The 14623-nt window shown below is 69.1% G+C and carries 14 protein-coding genes and 1 pseudogene; 3 read left to right on the plus strand and 12 right to left on the minus strand.

Annotated features, from left to right (window positions below; genetic code table 11):
* Positions 1-92 precede the first annotated feature (92 nt).
* Complete coding sequence (locus A4249_RS10760) at positions 93-596, plus strand: hypothetical protein (protein WP_045811869.1); 504 nt, start codon at positions 93-95, stop codon at positions 594-596.
* Here A4249_RS10760 and A4249_RS10765 read toward each other — a convergent pair.
* Positions 593-850 carry an Lrp/AsnC ligand binding domain-containing protein gene (locus A4249_RS10765; protein ID WP_039244189.1) on the minus strand — a complete coding sequence of 86 codons (258 nt, stop codon included), beginning with the start codon at positions 848-850 and terminating at the stop codon, positions 593-595. The genes A4249_RS10760 and A4249_RS10765 overlap by 4 nt on opposite strands.
* Between A4249_RS10765 and A4249_RS10770 the strand changes: the two genes are divergently transcribed.
* Positions 849-1703, plus strand: coding sequence for an alpha/beta hydrolase (locus A4249_RS10770; protein WP_197458376.1), 855 nt, complete (start codon positions 849-851; stop codon positions 1701-1703). The genes A4249_RS10765 and A4249_RS10770 overlap by 2 nt on opposite strands.
* Positions 1704-1774: 71 nt before the next feature.
* Complete coding sequence (locus A4249_RS10775) at positions 1775-2455, plus strand: bifunctional 4-hydroxy-2-oxoglutarate aldolase/2-dehydro-3-deoxy-phosphogluconate aldolase (RefSeq protein WP_055752818.1); 681 nt, start codon at positions 1775-1777, stop codon at positions 2453-2455.
* Positions 2456-2469: 14 nt separating this feature from the next.
* Here the strand turns inward: A4249_RS10775 and A4249_RS10780 are convergent, their stop codons facing one another.
* The 11 genes and pseudogenes from A4249_RS10780 to ccmE all read right to left on the minus strand — a co-directional run bounded on the left by A4249_RS10780 (position 2470) and on the right by ccmE (position 14574).
* Positions 2470-2982, minus strand: a complete 513-nt coding sequence (locus tag A4249_RS10780; RefSeq protein ID WP_066552547.1) for a periplasmic heavy metal sensor — start codon at positions 2980-2982, stop codon at positions 2470-2472.
* Positions 2979-3380, minus strand: a complete 402-nt coding sequence (locus A4249_RS10785) for a hypothetical protein (RefSeq protein ID WP_066552549.1) — start codon at positions 3378-3380, stop codon at positions 2979-2981. The genes A4249_RS10780 and A4249_RS10785 overlap by 4 nt, the downstream gene beginning before the upstream one ends.
* Complete coding sequence (locus A4249_RS10790; RefSeq protein ID WP_066552555.1) at positions 3377-3949, minus strand: RNA polymerase sigma factor; 573 nt, start codon at positions 3947-3949, stop codon at positions 3377-3379. The genes A4249_RS10785 and A4249_RS10790 overlap by 4 nt, the downstream gene beginning before the upstream one ends.
* Positions 3950-4014: 65 nt before the next feature.
* Positions 4015-4665: an EF-hand domain-containing protein gene (locus A4249_RS17180; RefSeq protein WP_066552557.1), complete on the minus strand. Its 651-nt coding sequence runs from the start codon at positions 4663-4665 to the stop codon at positions 4015-4017.
* A 38-nt stretch (positions 4666-4703) separates the two neighbouring features.
* Positions 4704-7630 (minus strand): annotated as a pseudogene (locus A4249_RS17185) (bifunctional [glutamine synthetase] adenylyltransferase/[glutamine synthetase]-adenylyl-L-tyrosine phosphorylase).
* Positions 7631-7634: 4 nt separating this feature from the next.
* Positions 7635-9062: a sensor histidine kinase gene (locus tag A4249_RS10805; protein WP_066552559.1), complete on the minus strand. Its 1428-nt coding sequence runs from the start codon at positions 9060-9062 to the stop codon at positions 7635-7637.
* Positions 9063-9197: 135 nt separating this feature from the next.
* On the minus strand, positions 9198-9869 hold the full coding sequence (locus A4249_RS10810; RefSeq protein WP_066552560.1) for a response regulator transcription factor: 672 nt from the start codon (positions 9867-9869) through the stop codon (positions 9198-9200).
* 84 nt (positions 9870-9953) lie between these two features.
* Entirely contained in the window at positions 9954-11492 is a 1539-nt protein-coding gene (locus A4249_RS10815; protein ID WP_066552562.1) for a Do family serine endopeptidase, read from the minus strand.
* Between the two features lie 108 nt (positions 11493-11600).
* On the minus strand, positions 11601-12107 hold the full coding sequence (locus A4249_RS10820; RefSeq protein WP_066552564.1) for a cytochrome c-type biogenesis protein: 507 nt from the start codon (positions 12105-12107) through the stop codon (positions 11601-11603).
* Positions 12104-14092: a heme lyase CcmF/NrfE family subunit gene (locus A4249_RS10825; protein WP_066552565.1), complete on the minus strand. Its 1989-nt coding sequence runs from the start codon at positions 14090-14092 to the stop codon at positions 12104-12106. The genes A4249_RS10820 and A4249_RS10825 overlap by 4 nt, the downstream gene beginning before the upstream one ends.
* Positions 14089-14574: a cytochrome c maturation protein CcmE gene (gene ccmE / locus A4249_RS10830; RefSeq protein WP_066552566.1), complete on the minus strand. Its 486-nt coding sequence runs from the start codon at positions 14572-14574 to the stop codon at positions 14089-14091. The genes A4249_RS10825 and ccmE overlap by 4 nt, the downstream gene beginning before the upstream one ends.
* Between the last annotated feature and the right edge of the window lie 49 nt (positions 14575-14623).

The following is a 14623-nucleotide window of genomic DNA, read 5'->3' on the forward strand; positions in this document are numbered from 1 at the left end:
GTTTAGCCGTCCCCGGCGCCAGCGTCACCCTTTGCCCGTCAGGCAACAGCTTGGCGGTTGGCGCGTTGCTGTGGCCTCGCGGAGGGATTTCCATGACCTATCTGACCCGGGCGGTGTTCGCCTTCGCCAGCCTGCTGCTGTTGCTGGCAGCCATGGCCCTGATCGGGTTCGGGGTGAAGGATGCGCTGCACGGCATCGGCTCGCCCGACAAGTCCGGCGCCGATGCAGTTCTGGACGTGCTGGGCTATGTCATCGTCGCCATCGCCGTGTTCGACGTGGCCAAATACATCTTCGAGGACGAGGTTCGACGCGGCAACGAAAAGCGCAGCGCCGCCGAGGCCCGGCGCAGCCTGACGAAGTTCCTGTCGACCATCGTCATCGCCCTGTTCCTCGAAGCGTTGGTCGTGGTGTTCAAGACGGCGCGCGAGGACGTGGCGCAGTTGCTCTATCCCACCGCCCTGCTGATCGCCTCGGTGCTGGTGCTGGTGGGCCTGGGCGTCTTCCAGCGCCTGTCGGCCACGGTCGAGGAAAAGGTCGGCGACGACGACGAGGCCGAGGATCGCAAGGACAAGGTCAGGCGAAAGGCGGCGCCCTAGCCTTTGCTCGGCAGGAAGGGCGAGAAGGTGATGACGGTGAAGGTGTCGCGCACGTGCGGTCGCGTCTGGACCTGTTTCGTCACGAAGGTGCCGATGTCGGCGTCACGCGGCAGATTGAACTTGGCCAGCAGGTCGTGCTGGCCCGAGGTGGAATAGACCTCCGAGACGTTCTCGACATTGTCCACGATATCGGCCGCCACGTCGTTGGCGTAGCCCAGCTCGCATTTGATGAAGACGAAGATGGCGGTCATCATGGCGGATCAGTCCTCTGGTTCGAGGGCGCTTCTAGCGGACGAAGACGTGACGGGTAAGCCGCAAGACACAGACGCCGTGCTGGAGGCGCAATACAACAACCGCGCCCTGGTCCCCGACCACCCCGCCGTGATGGCGCGCTGGAAGGCGGGATCGGAGACCGCCCGCGCCGCCCATCCGCCGCAGGTCCTGAAATACGGCCCAAGAGAGCGCGAGTGGATCGACTGGTTCGACGCCGGGAACGGCGCGCCGGTCCTGGTCTTCCTGCACGGCGGCTACTGGCAGGCGCTGGATGCGAGCTGGTTCAGCTTCGTGGCGCCGCCCCTGCTGGCCCACGGCGTCAGCGTGGCCATCCCGACCTATGACCTGGCGCCCAGCGTGCGGCTGGGCCGGATCGTCGATCAGGCGCGGACGGCGGTCGACCTGATCCATGCCCGCACCGGCGATGCGCCGGTCGTCAGCGGCCATTCGGCAGGCGGGCATATGGCGGCCTGCCTGCTGGCGGACGGGCGGGCCTCGGCGGCGGTCGCCATCTCGGGCGTGTTCGATCTGGAGCCGCTGATCCCCACCTCGCTCAACATCGCCCTGGATCTCAATACGGCCGAGGCTCAAGCTCTGTCGCCTATCCGATGGCGGGCGCCCGCCGGCGCAGTTCTGAACTGCATCGTCGGCGGCGCCGAAAGCGACGCCTTCGTGGACCAGAGCCGCGCCATGGCCGCACGCTGGGGCGACGCCGGGGCCGAGACGCGGTTCGAGCCCCTGCCCAACCTGAACCATTTCACCGTCCTGGACCCGCTGTTCGACGCGGACAGCGCCTTGGTCATGCGTCTGACGGCCTTGGCGCAGGGTCGCTAACGCGGTTTGACTTGACCTTGCGTTCGCGACAGCGGAGGTCGGACGCGAACCTATCGCAGAGGAACCCGTCCATGGCCCATGATCGCGTCAGCGTGCTTCAGGCGCTTCAGACCCAGGGCGTGTGCCCGGTCTTCTACCATCCCGACGCCGAGGTCAGCCTGAATGTCATTCGCGCCTGCGCGCGCGGCGGGGCGCCGGTGGTCGAGTTCACCAATCGCGGGGACTTCGCCTGTGACCTGTTCGGCGAGATCAATCGCGAACTGATCAAGACCGACCCGAACGTCGTCTTGGGCATAGGTTCGGTTGTCGATGCGGGCACGGCCTCGCTTTATCTGAACCGGGGCGCGCGGTTCGTGGTCAGCCCCTGCCTGATCCCCGACGTGGCCAAGGTCTGCAACCGTCGCATGGTCGCCTATTTCCCCGGCTGCGGGTCGGTGACCGACATCGGCGAGGCGCACGAACTGGGCTGCGACATCGTCAAACTGTTCCCCGGCTCGTCGGTCGGCGGACCCGACTTCGTCAAGGCGGTCAAGGGCCCGATGCCCTGGGTCAAGATCATGCCCACGGGCGGCGTCGATCCGGACGAGGCGTCCATCGCCAAATGGTTCGGCGCGGGCATCGTCGCGGCGGGCATGGGCTCCAAACTGGTGACCGACGACGCCGTGAAGTCGGGCGACTGGGCCGCCATCGAGGCGTCTGTGCGCTCGGCGGTGAACGCCGTCGCCGCGTTCCGCGCGTCCAAGAAGGGCTGAGCGCTCAAGCGCCGTCAGCGTGGCGCGCGGTCGTCCGGCTGACGGTGATCCGGCCCGTGGGCTGCGGCGCGACGGGCGGCGCCCTTACGCTGAAGGATCGGGGCCAGGGCCTTGCGCTCCTCGGGCGTCAGCGTCGCCAGCACCGCGACCGCGCCGTTTTCCAGGCGCGTGCGTCCCCGCATCTCGGCGGATCTGGACTGTTCCAGCAGGCTTTCGACCCGGGCCGCGTCCAGGGTCGGCTGACCGGCGACGTCGATGGCCTCGCGCCGGGCGGCGCGGGCCGCCTCGAAATCAGGACGCGCCGCCAGGGCCGATTCTCGCAGCGAGGTGCGCACGCGCTGGCGCACGGCCGGATCCAGATCGGCCAGCACCTCGGCCAGCGGTCCCTCGCGCCCCGGACGGCGTTGGTCCTCGATCCGGCGTTCGATCCGGTCGCGATTGACGACATAGGTGACCCCGCCCGCCACGGCGAACAGGTTCAGGGCCACCGAGACGGCCAAGGCGATCTTCAGGCTCTTGGACGTCATCCCAGCAGTTCCGTGTCATCCACGCCCGTCAGCGAGGATTGGTAAAGCACCGCATCGGCGCGCGCGTCGGCGGTCAGATGGGTGGTCAGGCCGACGCCGGCGACCACGCCCGCACAGGCCGCGGCGGCCCAGCCGGCGCCCAGATACCAGATCGCCTTGCCCAGACGACTTTTCGCCCGGGGCGCAGCCGCAAGGATGCGCGCGATCAGGGCGGAGGACGGGACAGGTTTGGGCGCGGCGTCGAGCAGAGCGTCCAGCGCGGCCGCCTCGTCCAGCACCGCCTTCAGCGACGGATCGGCGGCGATCAGGCTTTCGGCGAAGGCGCGCTCGGACGCGGGCCACCGACGCAGGTCGGCGCCATAGGCGTCCGCCAGTTCGTGCAACCGTTCCGCCTTCATCGTCCGTCTCCTCTAATCGACCCTGAACCGATGTCCGAAAGGGCCAGACGCAATGCGCGACGACCGCGCGACAACAAACTCTCCAGCGCCTCTACGCTGATCTCCATCAGGGCCGCCGCATCGATATTCGACAGCTCCTGATAATGGCACAGGACGATGGCCTCGCGCTGTCGGTCCGGCAGCCGTTTCAGGGCCGCCGTGACCCGCACGCCCGTCTCGGCCGCCAGCAGACCGCGATCCGGCGCCGGGCCTTCGTCGGGACGATCCGGCGGCGTGTCTGTCGGAATTTCGCGCCGACGCCTCAGCCGATCGTAACAGAGGTTCAGCGCGACCCGGTGCAGCCAGGTGTCGAACCGGGCCTTGCCGGGCGTCCATTTGGGCGCCTGACGCCAGGCCTTGAGCATCGTCTCCTGGGCCACGTCCTCGGCCTCGACCGCATCGCCCAACATGCGCTGGGCCAGCGACAGGATGCGCGGCAGCTTGCGCGAGACGAGCGTCTGCGCCGCAGCCGGGTCGCCCTGCCCCACGCGCCGCACCAGATCCTCGTCGGGGTCGACGATCGCGACCAAACTTGCCTCTTCCGCTGCTGACGAAAGGGACCGGTGCGTTCACGACGGCCGACCCCGACACCGTCTTACTCCGAAGCCGGGACGGGGGAAGCGGGTTGTTGTACCGGACGCTGCGCCTGGCGGGCCGCGCGGCGTTCCTGCCGTTGCTCACGCTGCGCGGACATGGCCGCCCGGCGCTCGTCGGCGGAGATCACGCCGTCGCGGTCAGCGTCCATCTTGTCGAACCGCTCGCCCAGCTTGGCGGAGGCTTCGGCGATCACCACCGGCCCGCGTTCGCGTCCTTGGCCGCGCATGGCGCGATGCGCGCCGCCGCGACGGCCCTCACGATGACCGGCGCGTTCAGCGCGCGGACCGCGATCCGGGCGTGCGGCATGGCCGGCGTCGAACTCGGTCCGGCTGATGGAGCCGTCGCCGTTCGCATCCAGCTTGGCGAAGCGGTCGCCCGCCCGTTCGGCGCGACGGGCCTGCATGGCGGCGGCGCGTTCCTCGGGGCTGACCACGCCGTCACGGTTGGTGTCCAGCGCGGTGAGACGCGCGATGCGCGCATCGACGAACTCGGCGCGGGTGATCTGGCGGTTCGGATCCGCACGCGCATGATGCGGCGCAAGCGCGCCGACGACGGGAGCCGGCGGAACCTGGGCGGTTGCGGCGCCGGCGGCGGCGGCCAGAGCGATGACGCCCAGGCCGGTCAGAAAGGTGTTTCTCATCTCGATCATCTCCACGGGCGCGTTTGGCGCCCTTTGACATTGCCCTGTCAGGAGATTGAACGCGGCGTTGCGGATTCTCCGTCGCGGCCTGCTGGAACCGCACGCTCGAAGGCCTTTCGCGCCCGCGCGCGCAGGTCGGTCAGCTCGGTCTTCAGCGTGTCGAAGTCCGGCGCGCCGGCGGCCTCGGCCAGGCGCAGCTGGAAGACGCCGGGTTCGCCCTCCGGATCGACCCGCCCCCTCGAAGGCGGCGGCCAGAAGGTGGGCCAGCCGCTGCTGCACGCGCCAGGCCTCGGCCAGGACCGGGTCGTCGTGAAGGGCCTCAAGCGTCGACAGGGTCAAGGGCTCGCCGATGGCGGCGGCCTGAAGCTGGCGGAACTGGGCGGCGAACTCGGCGTCCACCTGCCCGCCGGGCGACAGCTTCAAGTCCCAGAAGCCGTGCGGGCGACGCTCGCGATCCATCAGGCTACGCATCTTTCGGACATCGGCGGCGACATCGACGCCGGGACGCGGGCGACGCAGGGCGGCCTCGATGGCGGCCGAGACCTGGGCGCCGAACTTGGGATCGCTGGCCCAGACCACGCGGGCGCGGGTCAGAACCATGAACTCCCAGGTCTCGGCCTCCTTGGCGTAATAGGCGTCGAACGCCTTCAGCCGCACCGACACCGGCCCCTTGGAGCCGGTGGGGCGCAGGCGCATGTCCACCTCATAGAGGCCGCCTTCCGCCGTATGCGCCGACAGGGCCGCGATCAGCCGCTGGGTGAAGCGGGCGTAGAAGACGTCGGCGGTCCAGCCCTTGATCTCGGAGGTCGCCTCGGGCGGCGCCTCGTACAGGGTCATCAGATCGAGATCAGATCCGGCCGTCATCTCGCGCGATCCGGCCTTGCCCAAGGCGACCACCGCCACCGCACCGGGGAAGGCGCCGCCCAGCCGTTCGGTCTCGGCCAGGGCGGCGGGCGACAGGGTGCGCATGGCGGCTTCGGCCAGGGCGGCGTAGGCGCGGCCCGCCGCCTCGGCCCCCGCCCGGCCGGTCAGGGCGTGGATGCCGATGCGGAACATCTGCTCGCGGTGCAGGCGGCGCACGGCGTTCATGGCCCCCTTCGAAATCTTCGGTCTCGCCCGCCTCGCGCAGCATCTGTTCGGTCAGGCCGGTCTCTTCGGACAGATCGACCAGGAAACGGGCGTCCAGCACCCCGTCCAGCGCCGCCGGTTGCCGACCCAGAGTGCGCGCCAGACGCGGCGCGAAGGCCATGACGCCCAGCACCATCTCGAACAGTTTGGGCTGGTTCAGGAACAGGGCCTGGACCTGCACGCCCGCCGCCAGGCCGGAGAAGAAGACCGCGAAACGCCGGAACGCCTCGTCCGGCGCACCGGACCGGGCCAGAGCTTCCAGCAGGCGCGGCGCCAAGCGGGTGAACAGTTCGCGGCCCCGCGCCGTGCGCGTCGCGGGGATGCGGCCGTGATGCCAGCTGCGGATCGTGTCGGCGACCGACGGCGCCTCGGAAAAGCCCATGCGACGCAGGGTTTCCAGCGTCTCGGGATCGTTCTCGACCCCGGTGAAGACCAGGCTGCCGTAGCTGGAGGCCAGATCTTCGCCGCCCTCGAACAGTTCGCCATAGCGGGCGTTGACCCGCGCCAGCAGGGCCTCGACCTGGCCGTCGAAGGCGGCCAGGTCGTTCGAACCGGCCAGGGCGGCGACGGCGGCGCGGCGCTCGTCATCCTCGGGCAGGCGATGGGTCTGCTCGTCGTCGAGCATCTGCACGCGGTGCTCCAGCCCGCGTAGCTCGACATAGGCGGTGGACAGTTCCTCGCAGACCGCTTGGGGCACATGGCGCGCGTCGGCCAGGGCCTTCAACGCCTCCAGCGTGCGCTGTTTGCGCAAAGCCGGATCGCGGCCGCCCAGGATCAGCTGCTGGGTCTGGGCGTAGAATTCGATCTCGCGGATGCCGCCGCGACCCAGCTTCAGATTGGCCCCGGCGGCCTGCAGTCCCTCGCCCGTCTTGTGGACGTGAATCTGTTTCTTGATCGACTGGATGTCGAGGACGGCCGCGTAATCCAGGCTGCGCCGCCAGATGAAAGGGATCATGGCCTTAAGGAACCGGCCCGCCGCGCGCATGTCGCCCAGCACCGGCCGCGCCTTGATGAAGGCCGCCCGCTCCCAGTTCTGGCCGACGCTCTCATAGTAGGCCAGGGCCATCGGCCCCGCGACGACCGGCGGGGTCGAGGACGGGTCCGGCCGCAGCCGCAGATCGACGCGGAAGACATAGCCGTCGCCCGTCCGCTCGGTCAGCAGGGTGGCGATCCCCTTGCCGACACGATTGGCGAAGTCCTGCATTTCCTCGCCCTCGCGCAGGGCCAGGCCCATCAGGCGCGGCTCGAAGAAGAGCGAGATGTCGATGTCGGACGAATAATTCAGTTCGTTGGCGCCATGTTTGCCCATGGCCAGGCCGAACAGGCCGGGAATAGGGCCGCGCGGATCGCCGGGCGGCGAGATCAGCCGGCCGCGCGCCCTCTGTTCGGCGGCGACCGCGCGCAGGGCGGCCCGGCAAGAGGCGTCGGCGAACAGGGACAGGGCGTCGGTGACCTGGTCCAAATCCCAAACGCCGCCCAGATCGGCCAGGGCGGTCAGCAGGTGCAAGTCGGCCTTCAGCACGCGTAGCGGGGCGCGCACCGCGTCCGGTTCGGCGTCCAGCGCGTCCGTGTCGCGAATGATCCGCTCCAGCGCCTCGGCTGGATCGGCTTCCAGCTGGCTTCGCAGATGGGCGGGGCGACGCCGCATCAGACCGGCGAGATAGGGCGAGGCGCCGGCGACAGGCGCCAGAGAGGGCCAAGCGGCGTCCAGAGTCTCGCGCCAGCCGTCGGCGTCAGCGGCTTCGGTCAGGCTTTCGTGCAGGCGGTCGGCGGCGGCGATGTTTGTGACCGGACCGGCGGGCGTGAGGCCGTAGGCCAGCGGGATCGAGGTTTCTGGATGGGCCATCAGATCATCCGCTCATCCCGGTCGAGGCCGGCGGCAGCACCAGCGCCACCCGCAAGCCCGGTCCGAAGTCGCCGTAGGCGCCGGGGCCTTCGTCCAACACGACCCGTCCGCCGTGGGCCTCGGCGACGGCCGTGACCAACGAAAGACCTAGGCCCGAGCCGGGTTCGGTGCGGCTGTTGTCCAGGCGCACGAACCGCTGGACCACCCGCTCGCGGTCCTCTTCCGGCACGCCCGGTCCGGTGTCGGTGACCGAATATTCGATCTCGCCAGACGAGCGGCGGCGCGCGCGCAGCTTCACCGCTCCGCCGGCGGGGGTGTATTTGATGGCGTTGTCGATGAGGTTGGCCAAGGCCTGGGCCAGGAAGGGCTGGTTGCCCTCGATCATCAGCCCCTTTTCGACCTCGGACGAGAAATCGATGTCCTTGTCCTCGGCCGCCGGTTCGTAAAGCTCGGCCATGTCGGCGGCGAGGTCGGCCGCGTCCATGACCTTGGGGTCCGGCGCCCCGCCCGCCTGCAGCCGCGCGATGGCCAGGACAGTGTTGAACGTCTTCAGCAGATGGTCGGCCTCATCAAGGGCGATGCCCAGGGCGTCGACCCCGTCGATCTTGCCGGCTTCGGCGTCGATCAGAGCGACCTCCAGCTTGGCCCGCATCCGCGTCAGGGGCGAGCGCAGGTCGTGGGCGATGGCGTCGCCGGCGTGGCGGATGGAAGACATGGACGCCTCCAGCCGATCCAGCATGGTGTTCAGCCCCTGGCCCAGTTCATCCAGTTCGTCGCCGGTGTGGCGCACGGGCGCACGGACCTTGAGGTCGCCGTCCTGCACCGACTGCACGACCCGGTTCAGCCCGGCCATGGCGTTTTCGACCCGCCGGCTGATGTAGAGACCGCCCGCCAGGCCCAGCAGCATGACCAGGGCCATGGCGCCCCATAGGGCCTGGGTCAGGCGGGAGAGGTATTCCTCGATGTCGCCGATGTCCTGACCGACGAACAGATGTTCTCCGCTCGAAAGCGTGGTCATGACCCCGATTGAGCGGCGTCGCTGGACCTTGCCCTTTGAATCTGTCGAAGTCAGGCGGAAGGTCTCCCAGTCGCTGGCGCCGGCCGGCAGGCTGAGGTCGATGTCGATCGGGGATTCGGTGATGTTGCCGGTGATCGTCTTTCCGGCCTTGTCGGTCAGCAAATACAGATACGGCCCGCCCCGGATCGAGCGTTCGACCAAGGCCTGGTTCAGGGCGTCGATGCCGCGCGTGCGGTGGATCGCCGTCAGGGCGCCCAGCTCGATCTCCACATCCGCCCTGGCCCGGCCTTGAGCCTCTGACGCCGAGGCGAAATAGACATAGGCCAGGATCGCCCCCGCCGCCGCCACGAACAGCGCCAGAAACAGCAGCGTCAGCCGGAAAGGCGTGCGGCGAAGGAGGGAGGGAAGACGCACCTACAATCCTCCCCGTTCACGGGGAGGGGGACCACGAAGTGGTGGAGGGGCGGCTTCAGCGCCGGTGTCTGGGGTCGCCCCTCCACCGCCGTGCCGGCGGTCCCCCTCCCCCGCATTGCGGGGGAGGATCTCAAGTCACGCCTCCAACCGATACCCCGCCCCGCGCACGGTCTGCAGCATGGCGCGGTCGAAGCCCTTGTCGATCTTGGAGCGCAGGCGGCTGATGTGGACGTCGATGACGTTAGTCTGAGGGTCGAAATGGTATTCCCATACCTTTTCCAGCAGCATGGTGCGGGTCACCGACTGGCCGGCGTGGCGCATCAGGAACTCGAGCAGCTGGAACTCGCGCGGCTGAAGATCGATCTCTGTCGTGCCGCGATGCACCGTGCGGCCGATCAGGTTCATCTCCAGGTCGCCGACTTTGAGCACGGTCTGCACCCCGCCGGTCTCGCGACGACGCGCCAGGGCCTCGACCCGCGCGATCAGTTCGGCGAAGGCGTAGGGTTTGACCAGATAATCGTCGGCGCCGGCCTTCAGCCCCGTGACCCGGTCCTCAACCTCGCCCAAGGCCGACAGGAACAGGACAGGCGTCTGATCGCCTCCCTTTCGTACCATCTCGACCATGCCGACGCCGTCCAGTCGCGGCATCATCCGGTCCACCACATAGACGTCGTAGCCGCCCTTCTGCGATTCCAGCAGGCCAAAGGCGCCATCCACGGCGTGGGTGACCTCATGCCCGGCTTCGGACAGGCCCCGCACCATGGCGGTCGCCGCCTCGGCATCATCCTCGACCACCAGAATCCGCATCGAAACCCCTCCCGGAATCAAAATCGCCGCCGATGGTAGCGCATCGGCGGCGATTGACGAGTTAAGGCTTGGTCAGAATGCCGATCATTCGCCGGCGGCGAACTTCAACGGCACCGGGCTGGTGCCCTGCGGCGTGCGCACGAACAGCAGGATGCTGGGACGACCCGCCTGTTTGGCCGCCGCCACCGCTGCGCGCAGATCGGCGGCGGACGTGATGTTGCGATCATTGGCGCGGGTGATGACGAAGCCCGGCTGGAAGCCGAGGCGCGCCGCAGCCGAACCCTGTTCGACGTTGGTGATCACGACGCCGTTGACGCTGGCCGGCAGGCTGAAGCGCGAACGCGCGGCCGGCGTGATCGCGGTGACGGCGAGCCCTTCGATCGTGTCGCCCTGACCAGGCTGGCTCTGCCCCGGATTGGCGCTTCCGCCCTCTTCCGACGCAGCGAGCTCCTCTTCCGAAGGACGGGTGCCTGAGCGCACGTTCAGCGTCTGGCGACGACCGTCACGAATCACTTCCAGGCGAATGGTGTCGCCCGGCTTGGCCGCGCCGACCCGACGGGTGGCTTCCTGGCTGTTCGCCACCGCCTGGCCGTTCACGCCCACCAGAAGGTCTCCGACCTGGACGCCGGCGCGCGAGGCCGGGCCGTCCTCGGTCACGCTTTCGATCAGAGCGCCCTTGAAATCCTTGGGCTGGCCCAAGGCTTCCCAACCGTCGGGGCTGAGGGTGCGAAGACCCAGGCCCACATAGCCGCGCTCGATCGACTGACCGCGCATCAGGCGTTCGGTGATCGTCTTGGCGGTGTCCGCCGGAATGGCGAAGCCGATGCCGACCGAGCCGCCCGTGGGCGAATAGATGGCCGAGTTCACGCCGATGACGCGGCCGTGGATGTCGAAGGTCGGACCGCCCGAGTTGCCCCGGTTGATGGCGGCGTCGATCTGGATGTAGTCGTTGTAGCCCGACGGATCGATGTCGCGGGCCTTGGCCGAAACGATGCCCGCCGTGGCGGTGCCGCCCAGGCCGAAGGGGTTGCCGATGGCGATGACCCAGTCGCCTACGCGCGGCTCTGCCGTCTCTTCGAAGCTGACGTATTTGAAGTCGTTGCCCTCGACCTTGATCACCGCCAGGTCGGTGCCGGGATCGCGGCCGATCAGGCGGGCGGGCAGTTCGCGGCCGTCCGACATCTTGACCTTGATCTCGGTCGCGTCGGCGACGACGTGGTTGTTGGTGACGATGAAGCCGTCCTGCGAGATGAAGAAGCCCGAACCGGCGCCTTGGGTCGTCTGAGGCTCATCATTGCCCTGACCGCCACGGCCTTGCGGCGGCACGAACTGGAACGGCAGGCCGGGGATCTGGAAGGCGCCGCCCTGGGGCTGGTCCACCTTGACCGTCACGTCGATCTGAACGACGGCGGGCGAGACCTGGTCGAAGATGGTCGCGAAGCTGCTCGGCGCTCCCGGCGGGGGCGTGAAGGCGTCGCCATTGGCCGGGACCGGGGTGATCCGGTTCACCGCCTGCGGTTCCGCATGTGCGCCAGGCCAGTTGATGACGCCGCCGGCGGTCGCCGCCGCCGCCAGGGTCAGGCCGGCCGCGGCCCCGAGAATGAACTCCTTGCGCTTCAGCATCGTGGTCCTTGCGATCCTCTTGTCCAGCGCCAGACGGGCGCCGGTTTCGCGATTGATATAGGCCGAACCGGCTTTGCGCCAATCCCGACCGCCGATCGTTGATCTCGACTAGCGCCCGTCGTGAGGCGAGGTTGCGTCAGGATCGCGGCGAAGCTTCTCATTTCGTAGAACTTCGTCCAGCCGGCGTTCTTCTTCTGGCGTGAGGGCGACGGCCTCAACCGGACGACGGCGTGCGCGCAGGGCCAGAACGGCGACGGCCAGCAGCACCAAGGCGAACGGGCCGAACCACAGAAGCCAGGTCCCCGCTCGGACCGGCGGAGTGAAAAGCACATAGTCGCCAAAGCGCCGCACCAGATCGTCGCGCACGGCCTGATCCGACGCGCCGGCCGCGATCTCCTCGCGGATCAGGCGGCGCATGTCGCCAGCGACGCCGGCCGGGCTGTCGGCTATGGCCTCGTGCTGGCAGACGACGCAGCGCACATCCTTGAACAGGGCCTGGGCGCGGGCCTCCTGGGTCGCATCGGCCAGAGGACGGTCGGGTGCGGCGGGCGGTTCGGCCGCCGTCAGCATCAGCGCCAACACCGGCGCGGCCAGCAGGACTAGCAAGCGCCTCATGCGGTCTTGCGCCGGCGCGCGCCGATCCCGAGCCTGAGACGACGATCAAGCAGCGACAGCACCCCGCCCAGCGCCATGATCATCGGCCCCAGGAAGATCAGTCGCGCCCAGGGGTTCCAGTACAGACGCACGACCCAGGCCGGCTGTTCGGGACTGCCCGCGCGTTCGCCGATCACGACATAGACGTCGTCCAGGCCACGGAAATCGAGGCCGACCTCGGTGGTGGTCTGGCCGCCGGCGGGGAAGAAGCGGCGCTCGGCCGTAACGGTGCTGGCGCGGCCCTGATCGTTCGTGGCGCGCACGGTCAGTCGGCCCTGCTCGGCCAGATAGTTCGGTCCCTCGACGACGCGGACGTCGTCCAGGGTCACCGTCCAGGGGCCGGCGGCAACGCTCTGGCCCAGTGAGACGGCACGGGCGGCCTCAGCCTTGAAACCGGTCTCGACCACCGCCCCCAGGATGAAGACGCCCAGCCCCAAGTGCGCCAGGGTCATGCCCCAGGCGCCCAGCGGCAGCCCTTTCAGTCGGCGCAGCGTCTCGGCCATCGAGGCGCGGAACAAGCGGGCGCGTTCGGCGACTTCCGACAGCGATCCCAGGATCAACCACAGACCTAGGCCGATGCCGGCGGCGGCGAAGGCCTTCTTGGGCTCCCACAGGGCGTAGGCCGCCAGCGCGCCGACGATCGCCAGACCCGCCGCGACGGCCAGGCGCTGCATCGCGCCGGGCAGGTCGCCCCGCTTCCAGGCCAGCAGCGGGCCGGCCGGCAGGATCAGGAAGGCGACCATCATCAGCGGCGTGAAGGTGGCGGCGAAATAGGGCGGGCCGACCGAGATGGTCGCGCCGGACGCCGCTTCCAAAATCAGCGGATAGAGGGTGCCCAGCAAGACGGTCGCGGCCGCCGCCGTCAGGAACAGGTTGTTCAGCACCAGCGCCCCCTCGCGGCTGACCGGCGCAAACAGGCCCCCGCCCTTCAGCTGCGGCGCACGCCAGGCGAACAGGGCGAAGGCGGCGCCGGCCGTGATCCCGAGGATGGCCAGCAGCATCAGCCCGCGCTGGGGATCGACGGCGAAGGCATGGACGGATGTCAGCACGCCCGAGCGCACCAAGAAGGCGCCCAGCATCGAGAAGGTGAAGGCCAGCAAAGCCAAGAACACGGTCCAGCCAGCCAGCGCGCCGCGTCGCTCGGTCACGACCGCGCTATGCAACAGGGCCGCGCCCGCAAGCCAGGGCATGAAGGAGGCGTTCTCGACCGGGTCCCAGAACCACCAACCGCCCCAGCCCAGCTCATAATAGGCCCAGAACGACCCCAGAGTGATGCCCACGGTCAGGAAGGCCCAACTGGCCAAAGCCCAAGGTCGGACCCAGCGCCCCCAGGCGGGCCAGAAGGCGGTCTGCGCCCGTCCCTCGATCAGGGCTGCGACGGCCAGGGAGAAGCAGACCGAAAATCCGACATAGCCGGCGTAGAGTAGCGGCGGATGCACGGCCAGGGCCGGGTCCTGCAACAGCGGGTTCAGCGACGCGCCCTGGAACGGCGCGGGGTCCAGGCGGGTGAACGGGCTGGAGGTGAAGACGGCGAAGGCCAGGAATAGCGAGCCCAGCGCGCCCTGCACCGCCACGGCCGAGGCCTTCAGCCCGAACGGCAGACCGCGCGCCCGCGCCAGCGCCCCGCCGAAGACGGTCAGCACCAGACACCAAAGCAGAAGCGAGCCTTCGTGGCTGCCCCAGGCGCCGGCGACCTTGTAGAGCATCGGCTTGTCGGTGTGGCTGTTGGCCGCGACGTTGGAAACCGAAAAGTCCGACACCACGAAGGCGTAGATCAGGGCTGCGAAACTGAGCGCGACCGCCGCCGCCGCCGCCAAAGCCGCGCCCTGGGCGGCCCCGGCCAAGACCGGGCTGCGACGCGCGCGTCCGGCCGCCGAAAGCCCGGTCTGCAGGATCGACAGCGCCAGCGCCAGCGCCAGGGCGAAGGCCCCAAGCTCGGCGATCATAGGGGGACGGACTTGGTCGCGGCCGGCGCCGTCTCAGGCCGCCACTCGCCCTTTTCCTTCAGACGGTCGGCGACCTCGCGCGGCATATAATTCTCGTCGTGCTTGGCCAGGACCTGGCTGGCGTGGAAGGTGCGGTCGGCGCCGAAGGCCCCTTGCGCCACGATCCCCTGCCCTTCGCGGAACAGATCAGGCAGGTCGCCGTGATAGACGACGCGGGTCGTGGCGGCATTGTCGGTGACGACGAAGGCGACCACGCCGTCGCCGGTCTTTTGCACGCTGCCGGCCTCGACCAGACCGCCCAGGCGGATGTTGCGGCCCTCCGGCGCCTTGTCGGCGGTGGCCTCGGACGGTGAATAGAAGAAGGTCACGCTGTCCTGCATCGCCCACAGCGACAGGCCGACCGCCAAGGCCAGGATCGGCGCCACGGCGGCGACGACCCACAGGCGGCGACGCGCCTTGGGCGATTTGGGCAGCCAGCTCATACGAGGGACATTCCGGATTCCAGGGACGAACCGGCGGCATATACCGCCG

Source organism: Brevundimonas sp. GW460-12-10-14-LB2, assembly GCF_001636925.1.
Lineage (GTDB): Bacteria > Pseudomonadota > Alphaproteobacteria > Caulobacterales > Caulobacteraceae > Brevundimonas > Brevundimonas vesicularis.